At 54.6% G+C, this 18,454-nt stretch carries 17 protein-coding genes; 14 read left to right on the top strand and 3 right to left on the bottom strand.

Annotation, left to right across the window (positions count from 1 at the left end; all coding sequences use genetic code 11):
* The first annotated feature begins 139 nt into the window (after nt 1–139).
* A complete protein-coding gene (locus CU100_RS27230; protein WP_106717111.1) occupies nt 140–2,584 on the top strand; it encodes a calcium-binding protein in 2,445 nt (814 codons plus the stop codon).
* Nucleotides 2,585–2,744: 160 nt separating this feature from the next.
* On the opposite strand, the gene CU100_RS26590 is transcribed toward CU100_RS27230, so the two are convergent.
* Entirely contained in the window at nt 2,745–4,190 is a 1,446-nt protein-coding gene (locus CU100_RS26590) for a calcium-binding protein (RefSeq protein WP_146141847.1), read from the bottom strand.
* Between the two features lie 800 nt (nt 4,191–4,990).
* Between CU100_RS26590 and CU100_RS13880 the strand changes: the two genes are divergently transcribed.
* The 3 genes from CU100_RS13880 (at nt 4,991) to smpB (ending at nt 7,639) form a co-directional block, all read left to right on the top strand.
* Complete coding sequence (locus CU100_RS13880) at nt 4,991–5,830, top strand: calcium-binding protein (protein ID WP_106717108.1); 840 nt, start codon at nt 4,991–4,993, stop codon at nt 5,828–5,830.
* Between the two features lie 414 nt (nt 5,831–6,244).
* Nucleotides 6,245–7,126, top strand: coding sequence for a 4-hydroxy-tetrahydrodipicolinate synthase (gene dapA / locus CU100_RS13875; protein WP_106717278.1), 882 nt, complete (start codon nt 6,245–6,247; stop codon nt 7,124–7,126).
* Nucleotides 7,127–7,150: 24 nt separating this feature from the next.
* Nucleotides 7,151–7,639 carry an SsrA-binding protein SmpB gene (smpB, locus tag CU100_RS13870; RefSeq protein WP_106717107.1) on the top strand — a complete coding sequence of 163 codons (489 nt, stop codon included), beginning with the start codon at nt 7,151–7,153 and terminating at the stop codon, nt 7,637–7,639.
* Nucleotides 7,640–7,642: 3 nt separating this feature from the next.
* Here smpB and CU100_RS13865 read toward each other — a convergent pair whose 3' ends face one another.
* On the bottom strand, nt 7,643–8,296 hold the full coding sequence (locus tag CU100_RS13865) for a uracil-DNA glycosylase (RefSeq protein WP_106717106.1): 654 nt from the start codon (nt 8,294–8,296) through the stop codon (nt 7,643–7,645).
* A 12-nt stretch (nt 8,297–8,308) separates the two neighbouring features.
* Nucleotides 8,309–8,884: a LabA-like NYN domain-containing protein gene (locus CU100_RS13860; RefSeq protein ID WP_106717105.1), complete on the bottom strand. Its 576-nt coding sequence runs from the start codon at nt 8,882–8,884 to the stop codon at nt 8,309–8,311.
* A gap of 296 nt (nt 8,885–9,180) precedes the next feature.
* Here CU100_RS13860 and rpoZ point away from each other — a divergent pair, with 296 nt between their 5' ends.
* From rpoZ to CU100_RS13810, 10 genes are all read left to right on the top strand, one after another.
* Nucleotides 9,181–9,579, top strand: a complete 399-nt coding sequence (gene rpoZ, locus CU100_RS13855; protein WP_106717104.1) for a DNA-directed RNA polymerase subunit omega — start codon at nt 9,181–9,183, stop codon at nt 9,577–9,579.
* 162 nt (nt 9,580–9,741) lie between these two features.
* Entirely contained in the window at nt 9,742–11,961 is a 2,220-nt protein-coding gene (locus CU100_RS13850; protein WP_106717103.1) for a RelA/SpoT family protein, read from the top strand.
* A 10-nt stretch (nt 11,962–11,971) separates the two neighbouring features.
* Nucleotides 11,972–12,550: an orotate phosphoribosyltransferase gene (gene pyrE / locus CU100_RS13845; RefSeq protein WP_106717102.1), complete on the top strand. Its 579-nt coding sequence runs from the start codon at nt 11,972–11,974 to the stop codon at nt 12,548–12,550.
* Between the two features lie 43 nt (nt 12,551–12,593).
* Nucleotides 12,594–13,157, top strand: a complete 564-nt coding sequence (locus CU100_RS13840) for a DUF2062 domain-containing protein (protein ID WP_106717101.1) — start codon at nt 12,594–12,596, stop codon at nt 13,155–13,157.
* Nucleotides 13,154–13,558, top strand: a complete 405-nt coding sequence (gene acpS / locus CU100_RS13835; protein ID WP_106717100.1) for a holo-ACP synthase — start codon at nt 13,154–13,156, stop codon at nt 13,556–13,558. Before CU100_RS13840 ends, acpS begins: the two co-directional genes overlap by 4 nt.
* Before the next feature lie 77 nt (nt 13,559–13,635).
* Nucleotides 13,636–14,418 (top strand): signal peptidase I, encoded by a 783-nt coding sequence (lepB, locus tag CU100_RS13830; protein ID WP_106717099.1) that lies wholly within the window; start codon nt 13,636–13,638, stop codon nt 14,416–14,418.
* A 7-nt stretch (nt 14,419–14,425) separates the two neighbouring features.
* Entirely contained in the window at nt 14,426–15,136 is a 711-nt protein-coding gene (rnc, locus tag CU100_RS13825; RefSeq protein ID WP_106717098.1) for a ribonuclease III, read from the top strand.
* Entirely contained in the window at nt 15,136–16,077 is a 942-nt protein-coding gene (gene era, locus CU100_RS13820) for a GTPase Era (protein WP_106717097.1), read from the top strand. Before rnc ends, era begins: the two co-directional genes overlap by 1 nt.
* 15 nt (nt 16,078–16,092) lie before the next feature.
* On the top strand, nt 16,093–16,860 hold the full coding sequence (gene recO, locus CU100_RS13815) for a DNA repair protein RecO (RefSeq protein ID WP_106717096.1): 768 nt from the start codon (nt 16,093–16,095) through the stop codon (nt 16,858–16,860).
* A gap of 165 nt (nt 16,861–17,025) precedes the next feature.
* Entirely contained in the window at nt 17,026–18,432 is a 1,407-nt protein-coding gene (locus tag CU100_RS13810; RefSeq protein WP_106717095.1) for a PTS galactitol transporter subunit IIC, read from the top strand.
* The last annotated feature ends 22 nt before the right edge of the window (nt 18,433–18,454 follow it).

The following is an 18,454-nucleotide window of genomic DNA, read 5'->3' as shown; positions in this document are numbered from 1 at the left end:
TACGCGTGCTTTGGGAGGAGCGCGGAGGAAAATTTAGAGAAAATTTTTGAATTCGCGGGCCGAAGCCCATCCGCTGCCGGAGCGCGAGCATGGTGCTTGGCGCCAGCGTTTACTTATTAATAAAAGGAGAGATTAAAATATGGCTTTTTTCAATGACGAAGCAAAATATCAAAAAGCAATGCACGCCCTCAAGCTTGTCCAAGGGGAGTATCTGTCAAAAGAGCGCAAGGCGGACATCGTAAATGACAAGGGTGACGTCGAACATTGGCGGGCTCTTGGTACGGATGCCGGCAATGTGAACAAGATCGACAAAAGCGCCACTTTAAAGGCTCTGCAGCTTGATGGCGGTGGAAGCAGCCTGGACAAAAATCGGGCTTGGCTTGACAGAATTGGACTTACCAAAGCCTTTCTCGGTGATCTCTACGAAACCTTGAGCAAGGACCCCACCCAGCTTATCGATAAAGAAGGGAAGTTCATCGGCATCAATGACAAGAGGGACAAGAATGGCGATGTCATACGGGACAAGAACGGCAACATTGTAAAGGAATTATCAAAATTCGGCGGCTCACAAATAAAAGTCCTCGCCCGGTATGAAGGCGATAGAGTCGCGAACCTCAGTATCATGTCCTACGGAAATGATGTGCCGGGGAAGGATAAACCCGGCGACATACCAGAGTTTGACGAACAGACAGATGGTACGATTGGACAAAGGCTGGACTATGCGCTGAATGCGGTGCGCTGCCTCGCACAGGATAACAATCTGGACCCGAAAAGCGTTGTTTTTACCGGTGCAAGCCTTGGCGGCTCGTTCACAAACAGCTTTCACCGTCTGAAAGCCACGCTTGCAGGCGGCTTTTTCAAAGATTCGGTATACGTCGCTGCCATGGCTCCGGTGATCTCGACGCTGGAAGATGATGGCAGCATCATCAATCTCGGTGTGGAGAATGATCCGGTCTATTGCGCTTGGGGATATGGTCGCAAAACGGGGCTGAAGGATTTCTATAAGCAGTTTGGTGGTCAGAAGGGGGAAGACATACTGGGGAAGTTCCTCTTTAGCGCGTTTCTGGGTGGGGGCGGTCTTACCGGGCTATATGGCCAGTTTAGCTCCTACAAAGAAGCTATCGAAATGATGCGCACGAAAAATCCGGAGATCTTCGACGAGATAAAGCCGGAAATTCGCTCCGGACCCAATAATGTTATCTCTTTTGACGATGCCTACAATCTGCTGGATCCCTGGAGTCCCGCAGCGCTCGCGCTCAAGCTTCTTACGGGGATGTCGCGGGATAACACAATTTCCAGCCTTGGCTGGTTGACCCATGGTCAAGGTGAGATCGGCACCAGCAACAAGACTACATTTGAGCGTATACATGAGTCCGTATTCCATCAGCAGATGGATAAAGACAGTGTTGTGGTTGTCTCAAATCTCGGCACTCTTGATATGATATTCAATTCCAAAATTGAGACCGGCAATAAGTTTTTCGATTTCGTTTTAGGCACCGCCAAATGGGCGCTAGGGCTCACGGGCTTCAATGCGAATGCCAAATATTCTACCTGGATTGAGGACAAGAAAACAGCTACGAGCGATCATTATGGCCGTGCGGCATTTATTTTGGGCACGGAAAGCGAGACTCGCGAGAACGGAAAATATTGGTCCGGCAATGATTTCATCCGCGGCGGGCGCGGCGATGATGCCATAGAGACGCTTAGCGGCAATGATTATATCGATCTGAGTTCGGCGGCCGGATTGGAGCACTCGAAGGGCACGGATATCGTCTATGCCGGTCAGGACAATGACACGGTGATACTCGATGGCTATCGCGAGGATTACGTTATCCTTGGCGATAAAAAATCGCGCACGCTTTATGTCTATAACCCGGCCACCGGCCTTAAAGAACTGCATGATGTGGAAAATCTGCAGTTCCGCGGTGCGCGCTGGTGGGGCGAAGCAGTGGTGAACTGGTTCTCGGGCCTGTGGGGCGGCACCAAGCATGAGGGCACTTTCAATGTCGATGTGAAGAGCGGCCAGCTTAGCCGCTATGAGAGCTGGCAGTTTCTGTTCTGGCATGGCGGCGAGGTAAAAAACTATGGTTTCAACGGCCATGGTGGTCCGAACGGAGGCAACAACAATGCCAACCATCTCCTCGGCACGGATGGCGACGATACGATCCGCAGCCTGAACGGCAACGATCTCATCATCGGCGGCAAGGGCAATGATACGCTCATGGGCGACCACGGCAATGATGCGGTTTATGGCGGCGAGGGCAACGATCAGCTTTATGGCGGTATTGGCAATGACGTCCTTCACGGCGGCTTTGGCAATGATCGTTTTTATTATGAAGGCACCGGCTTCGGCATCGATACGATCGGCGATTTCAACACCAATGCCAATGACCGGGATGTGCTGACCATTGACAGGTCGCTGTTCGGCAATCTTGGCGAGTTGCTGGCAAATGCCAAATGGTGCGGCGAGGGCACGATCTCGCTGGTGAATAACAATAGCGGCGTGAAATTGCAGGGTTGGGCCAGTCTCGATCAATTCAGGGCCTATGCCAACAGCCACAGCGAGGCGTTCAGCTTCGCCTGATCAGCCGATCATGGACACCGCGCCGGAACCCCGGCGCGGCCTAGTGCAAATGGGGCGCGGCGCTCCTGAGCCCGCGCTATAGGTTGATTTTCTGCTGATCGCGTCGCGGATTTAGGCGCACCGTGTACATCATCGCCTGCACCGGCAACTAGCGGTTAAGTTAGAAGATGAAATCGTCAGCAACGAGTTCACCGTTATTCTTGAATCCTACGTCGATACCGCCACTTTGACCAGTAACTTGAACGTGGTTGCCGTTTATGATCTCTATTTGCCCCACACCCGGACCGAAATGAAACGCTTGGCGTCCGGACGTAACCGGGTCGGCATCAGCCTCAGACAGATCGATAAAGTCGGACTCGCCGAAATCCTTGATCGTATCGTTGGACAATATCTCAGCTAACGAAGTATAGCGGAATTTGTCGTCAGAGTCGGGCCACGGGGGAGGGAAGTTTATCGGGAAATCGCCGTATAATACATCACTACCAAGGCCACCCGTGATAATATCATTGCCCAAATATCCACGGATCTCGTCGTTGCCGCTGCCTCCATCAATACGGTTGGATCCACCGTCTCCATATATGGTGTCACCCGCCGTCGATCCGACAATGTTTTCAATCGATTGGTAAGAATCGCCGTTCGCCTCGCCGGCGGATCCGCCGCCGCGCGTGAGGTCTAACACGACCCGGGTTGAGCCACTATAGTCCGCAGTATCGCTCCCGCTGCCGCCGTTTAGTGTGTCGCTATCGGCACCGCCATTAAGGGTGTCATCGCCATCGCCACCATTCAGCGTATCGTTGCCGCCACGACCGATCAGGATATTGTCACCGGCATTGCCGGTGATAGTGTCATTGTACGCTGTGCCGGCGACATTCTCGAAGTCATTGATGACAGTATCGGATTGGGCGTGACCGCCGCTGACGGTGACATAGCCGTTAGTTAGGGTTGACATGTCGACTGTTACAGCAGCACCAGAGCTCTCATAGCTGAGCGTATCGACGCCAGCGCCGCCATTGAGGATATCCGCGCCAGCGTCGCCAACCAGCGTGTCGTTGCCACCCATGCCGTTGAGCGTGTCGTTGCCACCAAGACCAATGAGGATATTGGCGCTGGCATTGCCGGTGATCGTATCGTTGTGCGCCGAGCCGACGACATTCTCGAAATCATTGATAACGTCATCGTATTGGGCATGGCCGCCGCTGACGGTGACGTAACCGCCGCCTGTCAGCACCGACATGTTGACTGTTACGGCAGCATTGGAGCTTTCATAGCTCAGCGTATCGATGCCCCTGCTACCGCTGAGCCTTTCTCTGGTCGAGATGGGAATTAAATTACTGCCGCCGGCGCCACCTTCGACGAGATCGTTGTCGGACCCGCCCTGGATATTGTCCTGGCCGCCCTTGCCATAGATCTGATCGCTGCCATCACCACCTCTGATATTCTGAACCAGAAAGTTATTTCCGGTGATCCGGTCATTGCCCCTGCGGCCGTCAATGATGATCTCCGCCAAACCGGTGATGTCGTCACTATTGTCGGTGCCACTGGGACTATACACCCACGGACCGTTATAAATGCCTAGGAGAGAGAATAATGCGGAATCTAATGTCATGGTCAATGCACTCCCGTTCTAACTGATTGAGCCGGTGTCTATCAGAGGTCTGTTACTCCGCAGCAAAAGCAAAGAATACAGGTTTATATTTATATGGCAACGTGAAAACTTGCATAACCGGCATTCAATCAGTAAGTCGTTGTAAGATATCGACAAAAATATATAGATAATATAGGAAAATGACTACACAAATAAAGAAAATATGTTATTTATACCGACACCATTCTGTCCTGATCATGAGCGGCGCCTCCGGCTGCTGCAATAGAATAGCATGGACACCTTTGGCGTGGGCGCGAATGGGTGTGACACTCGGGTGCGATGCTCAAGGTAACTTGCGGAAAACCTTATGCGAGATCACCCGGGCCGGATTTGCAGGTCATGAACTGCCGTGTGCCTGACGAATGGCGAATGTTCCATGGCAGGTTTTCGTCCGTGCGGGATCCATCGCTCACAATCCTGCACGGGCGAAAATGCGGAATATGCGGCGCGCACTGACTTTGCCGCCCCGGCCGTGCGTCCGGCCGTTGTGATCGCTGCGGGCGATTACAGGTCGCATTTGGCATAAAGGCATTCTGTAATTGGAAATGTTGCAGAGTAGAAGAGTTCGCAAGGTGCGGAAATGTGTATGTGTCAAATTGAAGTGAGTAGTATGCATGATAATTGGTAATGTTGTGATTGAGAAAGGACCAATAATGCCTAGTATTGGTTAAAAGTTTGTGTATAATACTGTTGTTGGCTGCAGGGTAACAGGCACTAAATACAGGAAGCCGGCCGTGCAACCCGAAACGGGAGGCAACACCATGTCTACCAATATTTTGCCGGATCCGATCCGGCGACTTCTCGGAGTGTCCAGTGATGAACCAATTCTAGGAAACACTGGTCCGGATTTTATGACCTTTTTAACTGGCAATAATTACTACTTGGCGATGGAAGGTATCGACACTATCACAGGCGGAGCCGGCAACGATTACATCGAAGGCGGTGCTGAAGCAGACATTATTCTGCTCGATGGCGGCGGCAATAGCGATACGTTAGGTTACTATAATTCGAGTTTGGGCGTAAAAGTCACACTCAACGAGGCGGGCGGCTTCGACCTTCTCGGCCGTGGAGCACCTTCCGGTGGGGACGCTGCAGGGGACAAGGTGTTGGGCGGGTTCGAAAATCTCGTTGGCTCGCAATGGGCTGACACCTTGACTGGAAATACCAAAAACAATCAGCTCTTCGGCATGGGCGGGAATGATACGATAAGGGGGCTAGGGGGTAATGATAAGCTCCTGGGTGGAGATGGTAACGATATTCTCATCGGTGGTGCCGGTGCCGACTCGGCGACCGGACAGGGTGGTAATGACATCTACCGCTTTGAAAACATCGGCCAGATCCATTTCGAAGCCGATACAGTGCAGGGATTCACGCCGGGTGACAAAATCGACTTGTCGATGATCGACGCAAATCCAAACGAGGTTGGTGATCAGGCTTTTCATTTTGGCGGAGACAAGACAGGGCAAGTCGCGATTGTCACCCATACCGCAATTCCGGAGGATGACGTTATTGAAATCCGTGGATTTGGACAGACCCTGTTCATTCACGTCTTCCACAACCGCGGCGGCGTCCCTCTAACGCCAGCCGATTTAATTCTCTGATCTGCCTGTCATGGGTTGTGGCAACGCGGCTGCGAGGCTTCGCCGCCGCGTTTTTCAAGCGTCACCCTGTTTTCAGTTTCACATAGATAAAGGTTTAATTGAACGAGCGTTTCTTTAATTTCAGGTTTGAACCTGTTGAAACTAGGAATTGGCAGGTCCTGCGAAGCTCCGGCCGGCGGTTTGGCAGAGCATTTACGAGAATATATCACGAGTTCACACCAAACTTGGCGATGCCGACGCAAAAAACCCCGATTCCGGTGCAGGAATCTCAACTCCCGCGAGAATTTTAGTTGCGTCAAGTTGATGAATTCCATCACCAAAAGGAACTTGTAACCAAAAGCCCGCGCGACTATGGTGCGCCACCTCAAGGGCGGCAGCGGTCTTGGGGAGGATCGTTCTTATCTGGAGTTTCCCATGCTGAAAGGCTCAATCACCGCTCTCGTCACGCCCTTCGATCAGGACGGCGCGTTCGACGAGAAAGCCTTTCGTGGCTTCGTTTCCTGGCAAATAGACAATGGAACCAATGGATTGGTACCTGTCGGCACCACAGGTGAATCGCCGACGCTTTCCCATGCGGAACACAGGCGCGTCGTCGAGGTCTGCATCGAGGAAGCCGCCGGCCGCGTGCCGGTCATCGCTGGCGCCGGCTCCAACAATACGCGCGAAGCCATTGAATTGGCTGTGTTTTCGGAAAAGGCCGGTGCCGATGCCATCCTCGTCGTCACGCCCTATTATAACAAGCCGAGCCAGCGCGGTCTCTACGCCCATTACAAGGCGATTGCCGAATCTGTGTCGCTGCCGATCATCATCTACAACATTCCGGGCCGGTCGATCATCGACATGACGCCGGAGACGATGGGCCAACTTGCCAATGATTTCAAGAACATAGCTGGCGTGAAAGATGCAACCGGCAAGATCGAGCGCGTGTCCGAACAGCGCATCACCTGCGGCAAGGAGTTCATCCAACTCTCGGGCGAGGACGCGACGGCACTCGGCTTCAATGCTCATGGCGGCCATGGCTGCATATCGGTGACATCGAATGTCGCGCCCCGCCTTTGCGCAGAATTCCAGGCGGCGACCTTGGCTGGAGAATACAATAAGGCATTGTCTTTGCAGGATAAATTGATGCCTTTGCACAAGGCGTTGTTCCTTGAGCCGAATCCGGGCGGCCCAAAATATGCCCTGGCAAAGCTTGGCAAGATGCAAAATGCATTGCGGTCCCCGATGGTCGGGATCGAGGCGCATACCGCGGAGCGCATCGACCAGGCCATGCGCCATGCGGGACTGGTCAATTAAGGTTCGGAATCCCATATAAATTGCATGAACAAGCCGAAAACCGCCTCAAAACCTATAACGGTTCGCAAGATAATCGCGGAAAACCGTAAAGCCCGCTTCAATTTCGAGATTCTCGATACGCTGGAGGCTGGCATCGTTTTGCAGGGTACCGAAGTCAAGTCGTTGCGACGCAACCAGTCGAATATTGCCGAGAGCTATGCCAGCTTCGAAAATGGCGAGTTCTGGCTGATCAACTCCTACATCCCGGAATACCTGCAGGCAAACCGCTTCAACCACGAACCTCGTCGGCATCGTAAGCTCTTGATTTCCAAGCGAGAAATGTCACGGCTGGCGCAGTCTGTCGATCGCGAGGGCATGACGGTCGTGCCGCTCAAGCTCTACTTCAACGACCAGGGCAGGGCGAAGCTCGAGATTGCTGTGGCGCGTGGCAAGAAGCTGCACGACAAGCGTCAGACCGAGAAAGAGCGCGACTGGAATCGCGAGAAATCACGGCTCATGAAAGAGCGCGGCTAGGTTTTATATAGCATTATCATCAAGATAACGCCTGACCTCTGCAAACACGCCCTTGAACATTTCCGTTGTCAGACGGCCGGTATTGGTATTGTAGCGCGAGCAGTGATAGCTCGAAAAGATCCTGACATGGCCGATATCGGATTGCCTGCCATGGGCGAAGGGGAACTTCGCGACAGGCTGTCCGAATGCGCGGATCGTCGACTGGTGGGCGATGGTACCCAGCGTTACGATCGCACGCAGATTGGTGAATTGCTCGATTGTGGGCGTCAGAAACCGGCGGCAATTGCTGATTTCGCCGCCAACCGGCTTGTTTTCCGGCGGAACGCACCGAACGGCATTGGTTATGGCGGCGTCGATCAGTTCGAGCCCATCGTCGGGCTGCGCCCGGAACGTGCCGCGCGAAAACCCGAACTCGTTCAAGGTGTTATAAAGAAGATCGCCAGCATAATCGCCGGTGAAGGGGCGCCCGGTGCGATTGGCGCCGCGAAGTCCCGGCGCAAGGCCGACGATCAGCAGCCTGACAGAGTCAACGCCGTTGATTGGCAGGAATGTCGGTACAGGCGCATTGTGCCAGCCTGGTTCCTTCACCCGCCATTCGGCGATGAAATCATGCAGGCGAACACATATGGGGCAGTCGGGAGACGGTTCGACGCTCAAAACCCGTCGCGATCAATAGTCGACCTGTTCTTCTTCGACCCGCGGACGCGGCACCCGTTCGGAGGGCTCGCGGCCGATTTCGGCCCGAAGCGATGTCAGATCGATGAAGTGATCCGCCTGGCGGCGCAATTCGTCGGAAATCATCGGTGGCTGCGTCGATAGTGTCGATACAACGCTGACCTTGCGGCCCTTGCGCTGCAGTGCCTCGACCAAGGAGCGGAAATCGCCGTCGCCGGAGAAAATGACGAAATGATCGACTGTATCAGTCAATTGCATGGCATCGACAGCAAGTTCGATGTCCATATTGCCCTTGATCTTGCGTCGGCCAGCAGAATCCGTGAATTCCTTGGCGGGCTTTGTCACGACCTTGTAGCCGTTGTAGTCGAGCCAGTCGATCAGGGGCCGGATCGAGGAATATTCCTGGTCTTCGACCAGTGCCGTGTAATAGTACGCGCGCAGCAGATAGCCACGTTTCTGGAAAGCAGCCAGGAGTTTGCGGTAATCTATATCAAATCCGAGTACCTTGGACGCTGCATAGAGATTGGCGCCGTCGATAAACAGGACGATTTTTTCGCGGGGATCAAACATAATAACGTTCCATTTCAAAAATCTGAGCTTCAATTCAAATCAGCTGGAGATAATAAAGCCCGATCTGATCTTATACGAAAGTTGCATATTAAGTACGTCGGGTTGCGTCAAAAGCCAAGACCTTGATTGAAGATTTGTATATGTTTTTGGACATAAGTGCTCAACATTTGGTGAGCTTCGTCACCATATTCGTTTTAGTACCGCGAACGCAGGCGCGCTTTTGCTTGTTTTTTGCGCGCAACCACGTTATGTCCCCATTAATCCGCTAATTCAGTAAAAAATGAAAGAGGCAGTTTATGGCCCGCGTCACTGTTGAAGATTGCGTTGACAAGGTTGAGAACCGTTTTGAGCTGGTTCTGCTTGCAAGTCACCGCGCACGCCTGATTTCCCAAGGTGCAGCGATCACCATCGATCGCGATAACGACAAGAATCCTGTGGTTGCTCTGCGCGAAATTGCAGAAGAGACGCTTTCGCCTGGTGATCTGAAGGAAGACCTGATTCATTCTCTGCAGAAACATGTTGAAGTCGATGAGCCGGAAGCTGTCGCCGTTCCGCAGGTTACTGCTGACAGCGGTGCGACCGAGGCCACCGAGACTGACGCTGACGACAATGTTTCCTTCGATTCAATGTCGGAAGAAGAATTGCTTGCCGGTATCGAAGGGCTGGTAGCCCCCGAGAAGAGCGACGACTACTAAGAGATCTGTCGGAGACAATCTCTACATCAAAGGCTTTTGATGCGTCGCAGTCTCTGCGGCGCATTATTTTTGTGTGTTGGTAACGCAATTACCATATAGGCGGCATAACAATTCCATCTTCGACCAAATTCTGTTTGTGTGTAACTCCGGAGGCCCCCGTCCATGATGCGTCAGTACGAGCTTGTCGAGCGTGTCCAGCGTTACAAGCCTGACGTCAACGAGGCGCTGCTGAACAAGGCCTATGTCTACGCCATGCAGAAGCATGGCCACCAGAAACGTGCATCGGGCGATCCCTATTTTTCTCATCCCCTGGAAGTCGCCGCCATCCTGACGGACATGCATCTCGATGAGGCGACCATCGCGATTGCATTGTTGCACGACACAATCGAGGATACCTCCGCCACAAGGCAGGAGATCGACACGCTGTTCGGACCGGATATCGGCAAGCTCGTCGAAGGACTGACGAAGCTGAAGAAGCTTGATCTTGTTTCCAAGAAAGCCGTCCAGGCCGAAAACCTGCGTAAATTGCTCCTGGCGATCTCGGATGACGTGCGCGTACTGCTGGTCAAGCTTGCAGACCGCCTCCACAATATGCGCACGCTCCACCACGTGCCCGAAGACAAACGCCTGCGCATCTCCGAAGAGACGATGGACATTTATGCGCCGCTGGCGGGACGCATGGGTATGCAGGACATGCGCGAGGAATTGGAGCAGCTCGCCTTCCGATATATCAACCCGGAAGCCTTCAACGCCGTCACCAACCGTCTTGCGGAACTGATGGAGAAAAACAAGGCGACGCTGAAGCAGATCGAGACCGATCTATCCAGCCTGTTCGACAAGCATGGCGTCAAGGCAAGTGTCAAAAGCCGGCAGAAGAAGGCTTGGTCGGTTTTCCGCAAAATGGAAAGCAAGGGCCTGTCCTTCGAGCAGCTATCGGACATTTTCGGGTTTCGCGTTGTCGTCGATACGGTCGCTGATTGCTACAACGCCCTCGGTATCATCCACACGACATGGTCGATGGTCCCGGGCCGCTTCAAGGACTATATCTCTACGCCGAAGCAGAATGACTATCGCTCGATTCATACGACGATAGTCGGACCGTCGCGCCAGCGTGTCGAACTGCAGATACGCACACGCGAGATGAATGACATCGCGGAATATGGCGTCGCGGCGCATTCGATCTACAAGGATCGTGGCAGTGCGCAAAATCCCCATGTCATTTCGACCGAAACCAATGCCTATGCGTGGCTGCGTCAGACCATTGAAGCGCTGGCAGAGGGCGACAATCCCGAAGAGTTTCTGGAGCACACCAAGCTTGAGCTTTTCCAGGATCAGGTCTTCTGCTTCACGCCCAAGGGGCGTCTCATTGCGCTGCCGCGCGGGGCAACACCGATCGACTTCGCGTATGCCGTGCATACAAACATTGGCGATAGCTGCGTCGGTGCCAAGGTCAATGGCCGTATCATGCCGCTGATGACCGTGCTGCATAATGGCGACGAAGTGGAAATAATCCGGTCCAAAGCGCAGACTCCGCCGGCCGCCTGGGAATCGATCGTCGTGACCGGCAAGGCGCGGGCTGCCATTCGCCGTGCGACGCGGTTAGCAGTCCGCAAGCAGTACTCGGGCCTTGGCATGCAGATACTTGAACGCGCATTCGAGCGGGCGGGAAAGGTCTATTCACGCGACGAATTGAAGAAGGGCCTGCCGCGCCTGGCACGCAAGGAGATCGACGATGTCCTTGCAGCCGTCGGCCGCGGGGAATTGCCGTCGTCTGACGTCATGAAGGCCGTTTATCCCGAATATCAGGACGCGAAGCCAAAATCGAACACGCCGGAACGCGAGGAAGGCTGGGTGAATTTCCGCAACACCTCTGGCATGATCTTCAAGATGCCCGAAGGTGCCGAGGCAGCAGGCTTGGAGCCTGGAGGGCCGAACGCTCTTCCGATCCGTGGTGCCAGTCCCGATATGCCAGTGCATTTCTCGCCTGAAGGAGCCGTGCCGGGCGATCGCATCGTCGGCATCCTTCAGCCTGGGTCCGGGATGACCATTTATCCCATCCAGTCATCGGCGTTGATGGCCTATGACGATCAGCCGGAGCGCTGGATCGATGTGCGATGGGACATCGATGAGAGCCGGCGCGATCGGTTCCCGGCCCGCATCAGCATCTCCGCTATAAATGCGCCGGGATCGCTTGCGGAAATCGCGCAGACCATTGCCGAAAACGAGACCAACATACACAATCTGTCAATGGTGCGCACGGCACCGGACTTTACCCACATGATTGTCGACCTCGAGGTGTGGAATCTCAAGCATCTCAACCGGATATTGTCGAAACTTAAAGAGAGCAAATGCGTCAGCGATGCGCAGCGCGTAAATGGATAGAGAGGCGGGAATGAATACTAACGAGGTCCTGGACGTGTTTCGCGAGGCGGGTGCCGTGCTCGAAGGGCACTTCATCCTGACATCAGGCCTGCGCAGCCCGATCTTTTTGCAAAAAGCACGCGTGTTCATGCATGCGGACAAGACCGAACGCGTTTGCCGCGGCCTCGCCGACAAGATCAAAAGCGCTGGACTCGGCACAATAGACTATGTGGTCGGTCCCGCCATCGGTGGTATCATTCCGGCGTACGAGACATCACGCCACCTTGGTGTTCCGGCTATCTGGGTCGAACGCGAAAACGGTGTTTTCAAGCTTCGCCGTTTCGAGATCGCCAAAGGCGCGCGCGTCGTCATCGTCGAAGACATCGTGACCACCGGCCTATCCATTCGTGAAACGGTTGGCTGTTTGCAGGAGTTGGGCGCGCATGTGCTGGCAGCGGCATGTATCATCGACAGGTCTGCTGGAAAAAGCGATGTTGGCGTGCCATTGATAGCGCTGGCCGAATACGAAGTACCCGCTTATCCTGCCGACCGGCTGCCGCCGGAACTTGCCGCAATTCCGCCCGTTAAGCCCGGTAGTCGCAATCTTTGATCGATGTGCCGCCGGTCAGGACTGGTGTAGAGGAACCTGATAGATGCTTTTCAAGAGGCGCAAAGAACCTTGCCTGCGTGAGCGGTTGCGCGTGGCACTTTGGCCCCGTCGCTCCATAGGCAGGTCATTACGTTATTTCGGCAAACGTGTGCTGAGGCTCAGAGCGACACCTCACTCGATCGCTGCCGGGTTTGCATGTGGGATATTCGCTGCATTCATTCCGCTTCTCGGCATCCATATTGCTGTTGCACTGGCTATCGCCTGGTTGATCGGAGGCAATATCGCTGCGGCCGTTATCGGCACGACGCTGGGTAATCCCGTGATTCTGCCATTCATCTGGGCCGCGACGCTGGAAGTCGGACGTTTCGTCCTGAGCGGCAGCTTGAGTGGAGAACCCTTGCCGCCGCATCTCGGGTCTATGCTCAGGCACCTGGACTTGATCGTTCTGTGGCAACCACTGATCAAGCCTATGCTGATCGGAGCCGTCCCGCTGGGTCTCGTTACGGCGCTTCTCATTTATTTTCCTGTGCGCTGGACAGTCGCAAGCTTCCAACATCGGCGGCAAAAGGCATATTTCAGACTTGAGAAGGCAATCGAGCCGACATGATCATTGGGATCGGTAGCGATTTGATCGATATCAGGCGTATTGAAAAGACGCTTGAGCGCCACGGCCGCCGTTTTGTCGAGCGGGTATATACCCCGGTCGAACAAGCCAAATCTGACCGCCGCAAAGAGCGTGCCGCTTCCTATGCCAAACGCTTTGCTGCCAAGGAGGCCTGCGCAAAGGCTCTGGGCACCGGGCTGTCACGCGGCGTGTTCTGGCGTGACATGGGTGTCGTCAACCTGCCAAGTGGCGCACCTACGATGCGTCTGACGAACGGAGCCGCAGATCGGCTCTCGGCCATTACTCCGGCCAACTGCCTCGCGCGGATTCATTTGACCATCACCGATGATTTTCCGCTTGCACAAGCATTTGTGATTATCGAGGCAATAGAAATCGAAGAATAGCCGCAATCAAACTCCATTGAGCGGCATTGCCCACAGCGCGTTCAGCCGTTATGAGGGGCAAATTGGATTTTGGAGAGATGAGACACGTGAGCGACAAAGCCGTTGTGAAAAATTCGGGTGGTCTTGGTGAGACGATCAGCGTCATCGTGCAGGCGTTGTTGCTCGCCCTGGTCATCCGGACGTTGCTGTTTCAGCCCTTCAATATTCCGTCGGGATCCATGCGGCCAACGCTGCTGGAGGGCGACTATCTGTTCGTTTCCAAATTCTCGTATGGCTATTCCAAATTCTCGATTCCCTTTGCTCCTGATCTCTTTTCAGGTCGAATCTGGAGCGGCGAACCTCAGCGCGGCGATATCGCGGTTTTTCGAAAGCCAAACGATACGTCACTCGATTTCATCAAGCGGGTCATTGGTCTTCCTGGCGATACGATTCAGATGCGCGGCGGTGTACTTTACATCAATGACGTGGCCGTGCCTCGTGAGAAGGTTGGCCAGATCGACAATCCCGACGTGACGGAAGTCAACCGTCCGGTCGATGTCTATCGGGAGACACTGCCAAACGGTATCACCTATGACACGCTTGACCTCACTGCCAATGGCCTTGGCGACGACACGCGAGAGTTCGTGGTTCCAGCCGGCAACTATTTCATGATGGGCGACAATCGCGACAATTCGAGCGACAGCCGCTTCGACGTTGGCTACGTTCCGCTAGAGAATTTCGTTGGCCGCGCCAATATCATCTTCTTCTCGATTGCCGGCAAGGCCAGCCCGTTGGAGATTTGGCGCTGGCCATCCGAAGTTCGTTTCGGCCGTCTGTTGAACAGCGTCAACAGCGCGCCAAGCTCAGTCCAGAACAATTGATGGTCCTATGAACCTGTCCGCCGACGCCGTTCGCAGACTGGAGGAAAAGACCAGCCATACGTTTCGCGATCTTGGCCGTCTGGAACGCGCACTCACGCATGCAAGCGCCCGGCCCTCGGCGGGGTCGGACTATGAACGTCTCGAGTTTCTCGGTGATCGCGTGCTCGGTCTGGTGATCGCAGAACTCCTGTTCCGCGCCTATCCTACGGCGACGGAAGGCGAATTGTCCCTGAGGTTGAACTCGCTGGTCAATGCCGATACTTGCGCGGCTGTTGCGGATGAGATCGGCCTGCACGAGTTCATCCGTACTGGTTCCGATGTGAAGGGGCTTGCTGACAAACGGTTGAAGAGCCTGCGTGCCGACGTGGTTGAATCGCTGATCGCAACGATTTATCTGGACGGCGGGATGGAAGCGGCGCAACCTTTCATAGAGCGTTACTGGGATGCTCGCTCGCGTGAAATCAACTCGGCGCAGCGCGATCCCAAGACTGAATTGCAGGAATGGGCACATCAGCAAAATGGCGCCCAACCCTATTATAGCATTGTCGACCGGACGGGTCCGGATCATGATCCGCAATTTACGGTGAAGGTCGTGGTCAAGGGTTTCGATCCTGCTACCGGCATCGGCCGCTCGAAACGTATCGCCGAACAGGAAGCCGCGGTTGCACTGCTTTATCGCGAAGGCGTCCGTCAGAAGGCGCAGGAAGAAGATACTTGATGACCGAACAGACACAAAAACCCGACAGCGACGCAAACCCCGAGGCTGCAACCCGCTCGGGGTTCATCGCTTTGATCGGTGCTCCGAACGCCGGCAAGTCCACGCTCGTCAACCAGCTTGTGGGGAGCAAGGTCTCCATCGTCACCCACAAGGTGCAGACGACGCGTGCTCTCGTGCGCGGTATCGTCATACATGGGCAAACGCAGATGGTGCTGGTGGATACGCCTGGCATTTTCAAGCCGAAACGCCGGCTTGATCGTGCCATGGTGACGACGGCTTGGGGCGGCGCCAAGGATGCCGATCTCATCCTGGTCCTCATCGATGTCGAACAGGGTATCGACGAAGAGGCTGAAGCGATACTTGGCAGTCTTCACGAGAAGAAGCGCAAGGTGATCCTCGTCCTCAACAAGGTGGACCGGATCGAGGCTCCGAAGCTCCTTGAGTTGGCTCAAAAGGCCAATGAGATGGTCAACTTCGACAAGACCTTCATGATCTCCGCGCTTAAGGGTTATGGTTGCAAGGATCTGCTGAAATACCTTGCCGACAATCTGCCCGAAGGACCCTGGTACTATCCCGAGGATCAGATTTCCGACATGCCGATGCGCATGCTTGCAGCGGAAATCACCCGCGAAAAACTGTATCTGCGCCTTCACAACGAGTTGCCCTATTCATCGCATATCGAGACAGAAAGCTGGGAAGAGAAGAAGGACGGTTCCGTTCGCATCCAGCAGGTGATCTATGTGGAGCGTGACAGCCAGAAGAAGATCGTCCTCGGGCACGAGGGACAGGCGATCAAGGCTATCGGCCAGTCTGCGCGCAAGGAACTGATGGAAATATTAGAACAGAAGGTCCACCTGTTCCTTTTCGTCAAGGTTCGTGACAATTGGGGCAATGACCCCGAGCGGTATCGCGAAATGGGTCTTGAATTTCCAAACTCGTAGAGCCAGTCTCGCTTGATGGAATGGCGTGACGAGGGCATCATCCTTGGAACAAGGCGGCACGGGGAAACCAGTGCTATTCTTGAGTTGATGACGCGCGCACACGGCCGCCATATGGGACTGGTGCGAGGTGGCCGTTCTCGTCGGATGCAGCCGCTCTTGCAGGCCGGCAATCGCGTTGACGTCATCTGGCGCGCGCGCATCGACGAACATCTGGGCATGATGCAGGTCGAACCTGTCACCTTCGCCGCCGCACGATTGATTGACCAGCCCGTGGCTCTTTATGGGCTGCAGCTCGCAGCGTCACATCTTCGGCTGCTCCCCGAGCGTGACCCTCATGAAAACCTGTTTGAAACCCTGGCGATCATACTAGAGCATTGCGAAGACGCTCTGATTGCCGGCGAACTGCTGCTGCGGTTCGAAGTGATGATGCTCGAGGAGTTGGGATTTGGGCTTGATCTGAAACGTTGTGCATCGACGGGCAGCGAACATGACTTGGCGTATGTATCACCGAAGTCCGGACGCGCAGTGTCCCGCGATGCCGGAGCGCCATGGGCCGACAAACTTCTCTCCATGCCGCCTTTCATGGTCAATTCAAGCGTGCGCGCCACATCGCTTAGTGAGATCATCGCTGCGTTCCGCCTGACGAGCTTTTTCTTCTCCCGGCATGTATGGGAGCCTAGGGCGCAAAAACCTCCCGAAGCACGCGATGGCTTCTTGAACGCTGTAACCAGGTCGCTACCGAAATCTGTGACTTCTCTCTCCGAGAGTGGGTCGCGCCGCTGAATCCTGTTGAAAACAGCATCTTATCGGTTTGAAACTCGCTGGACTCCGCTCTGGTGGAACTCATGCGTTGACTTGGCAAATATCATGTTGATAAACATTGATCCATTGTAGGATACAAATGTTCTGCAAGGATGCAGTCGAGGAGGACTGCGGGGGAGAGAAACAATGGATACTATCCTTACGGGGTTGAAAGCCGCCGTTGATGCAATGGGACCAACCGTCCTGCTGCCGATTGTAATTTTCATTATCGCGCTTGTATTGGGGGCAAGACCGGGCAGGGCGTTTCGGGCCGCCGTTACGATTGGCGTTGCCTTCATCGGTATCAATCTTGTTCTCGGGTTGATGCTGACGTCCATCGGCGATGTCGCCAAGGCAATTGTCACCAATACCGGCATCCAGCGTGACATCGTCGATGTGGGATGGCCATCGGCTGCAGCAATTGCTTTTGGCTCGTCGGTTGGATTGTGGGTTATTCCGATTGCCATCGCGGTCAACATCGCACTGCTCTTGACGCGTCTGACCCGCACACTGAACGTCGATGTCTGGAACTTCTGGCATTTTGCCTTTATCGGCTCGCTCGCCGTCGCTGCAACCAACAGTCTGACCTACGGGCTGATCGTAGCCGCTCTCATGGTTGCTCTGTGCCTGCTGTTTGCCGATTGGTCGGCAAGGGCGGTGCAGAAATTCTACGGCATTCCAGGCATTTCTGTACCGCATCTCGCATCGGCGCAGATCCTGCCGATTGCGATCCTGCTCAACTGGATCATCGATCGCATTCCAGGAATCAACAAGATCGAGCTCAACACCGAAACCTTTGAAAGGCGTTTTGGTGTGTTTGGTGAGCCGGTGATTCTCGGCCTGATTATCGGGCTCGTTCTCGGGATCATTGCTTATTACAATGCCGGGGATTTTGGCGTGGTGCTGACGAAGGTTCTGCAGACCGGCATGACGCTGGCAGCCGTCATGTTGCTGTTGCCCCGCATGGTGAAGATCCTGATGGAGGGCCTTTTACCTGTTTCGGATGCGGCGCAGGAATTCGTCCGCAAACGGACCGGGGACCGAGAGCTATTGGTAGGTCTCGACTCCGCAATCCTCATCGGTCATCCTGCGGCGATCTCGTCATCGCTGATCCTGGTGCCGATCGCGATCATCCTGTCGATCATCCTGCCAGGGAACCGCGTTATTTTGTTTGCCGATCTTGCTGTCATTCCGTTCCTTGTCGCCATGACGGCGCCACTGCTCAAGGGCAATGTCTTCCGCATGGTGATCGTCGGCACCGTTACTCTTGCTGTCGGCTTTTATGTCGCCAATGCCCTCGCGCCTCTCTTTACTGCCGCGGCGCAATCTTCTGGTTTCCAGATGCCTGCAAATGCCGTGCAGATCACCAGCGTCGTAGATGGCTTCCTGTGGATACCCTATGTCGTCATCGCTCTTATTCAAAACCTGGGCGCCGCCGGTCTTGCGGTGCTGGCAATCGTCATTGCCGGAGCGTTCTGGGCCTATCGCCGGAACACGGCGGCATGGGAACGTGCGGCAGGTGCAGACGACATCGGGACAGATGAAACTGTCTGACGCAGTACCAGTGGAGTAGACT

Origin of the sequence: Phyllobacterium endophyticum (assembly GCF_003010935.1) — a bacterium.
Classification (GTDB): Bacteria; Pseudomonadota; Alphaproteobacteria; order Rhizobiales; family Rhizobiaceae; genus Phyllobacterium; species Phyllobacterium endophyticum.
Note: the sequence above shows the minus strand (reverse complement) of the source record. Positions and strands in the feature narration are given on the sequence as shown.

Coding starts and splice junctions, on each gene's coding strand:
- CU100_RS27230 (WP_106717111.1), top strand. CDS start 140: ATGGCTTTTTTCAATGACGAAGCAAAATATCAAAAAGCAATGCACGCC.
- CU100_RS26590 (WP_146141847.1), bottom strand. CDS start 4,190: ATGACATTAGATTCCGCATTATTCTCTCTCCTAGGCATTTATAACGGT.
- CU100_RS13880 (WP_106717108.1), top strand. CDS start 4,991: ATGTCTACCAATATTTTGCCGGATCCGATCCGGCGACTTCTCGGAGTG.
- dapA (WP_106717278.1), top strand. CDS start 6,245: ATGCTGAAAGGCTCAATCACCGCTCTCGTCACGCCCTTCGATCAGGAC.
- smpB (WP_106717107.1), top strand. CDS start 7,151: ATGAACAAGCCGAAAACCGCCTCAAAACCTATAACGGTTCGCAAGATA.
- CU100_RS13860 (WP_106717105.1), bottom strand. CDS start 8,884: ATGTTTGATCCCCGCGAAAAAATCGTCCTGTTTATCGACGGCGCCAAT.
- rpoZ (WP_106717104.1), top strand. CDS start 9,181: ATGGCCCGCGTCACTGTTGAAGATTGCGTTGACAAGGTTGAGAACCGT.
- CU100_RS13850 (WP_106717103.1), top strand. CDS start 9,742: ATGATGCGTCAGTACGAGCTTGTCGAGCGTGTCCAGCGTTACAAGCCT.
- pyrE (WP_106717102.1), top strand. CDS start 11,972: ATGAATACTAACGAGGTCCTGGACGTGTTTCGCGAGGCGGGTGCCGTG.
- CU100_RS13840 (WP_106717101.1), top strand. CDS start 12,594: ATGCTTTTCAAGAGGCGCAAAGAACCTTGCCTGCGTGAGCGGTTGCGC.
- acpS (WP_106717100.1), top strand. CDS start 13,154: ATGATCATTGGGATCGGTAGCGATTTGATCGATATCAGGCGTATTGAA.
- lepB (WP_106717099.1), top strand. CDS start 13,636: ATGAGACACGTGAGCGACAAAGCCGTTGTGAAAAATTCGGGTGGTCTT.
- rnc (WP_106717098.1), top strand. CDS start 14,426: ATGAACCTGTCCGCCGACGCCGTTCGCAGACTGGAGGAAAAGACCAGC.
- era (WP_106717097.1), top strand. CDS start 15,136: ATGACCGAACAGACACAAAAACCCGACAGCGACGCAAACCCCGAGGCT.
- recO (WP_106717096.1), top strand. CDS start 16,093: ATGGAATGGCGTGACGAGGGCATCATCCTTGGAACAAGGCGGCACGGG.
- CU100_RS13810 (WP_106717095.1), top strand. CDS start 17,026: ATGGATACTATCCTTACGGGGTTGAAAGCCGCCGTTGATGCAATGGGA.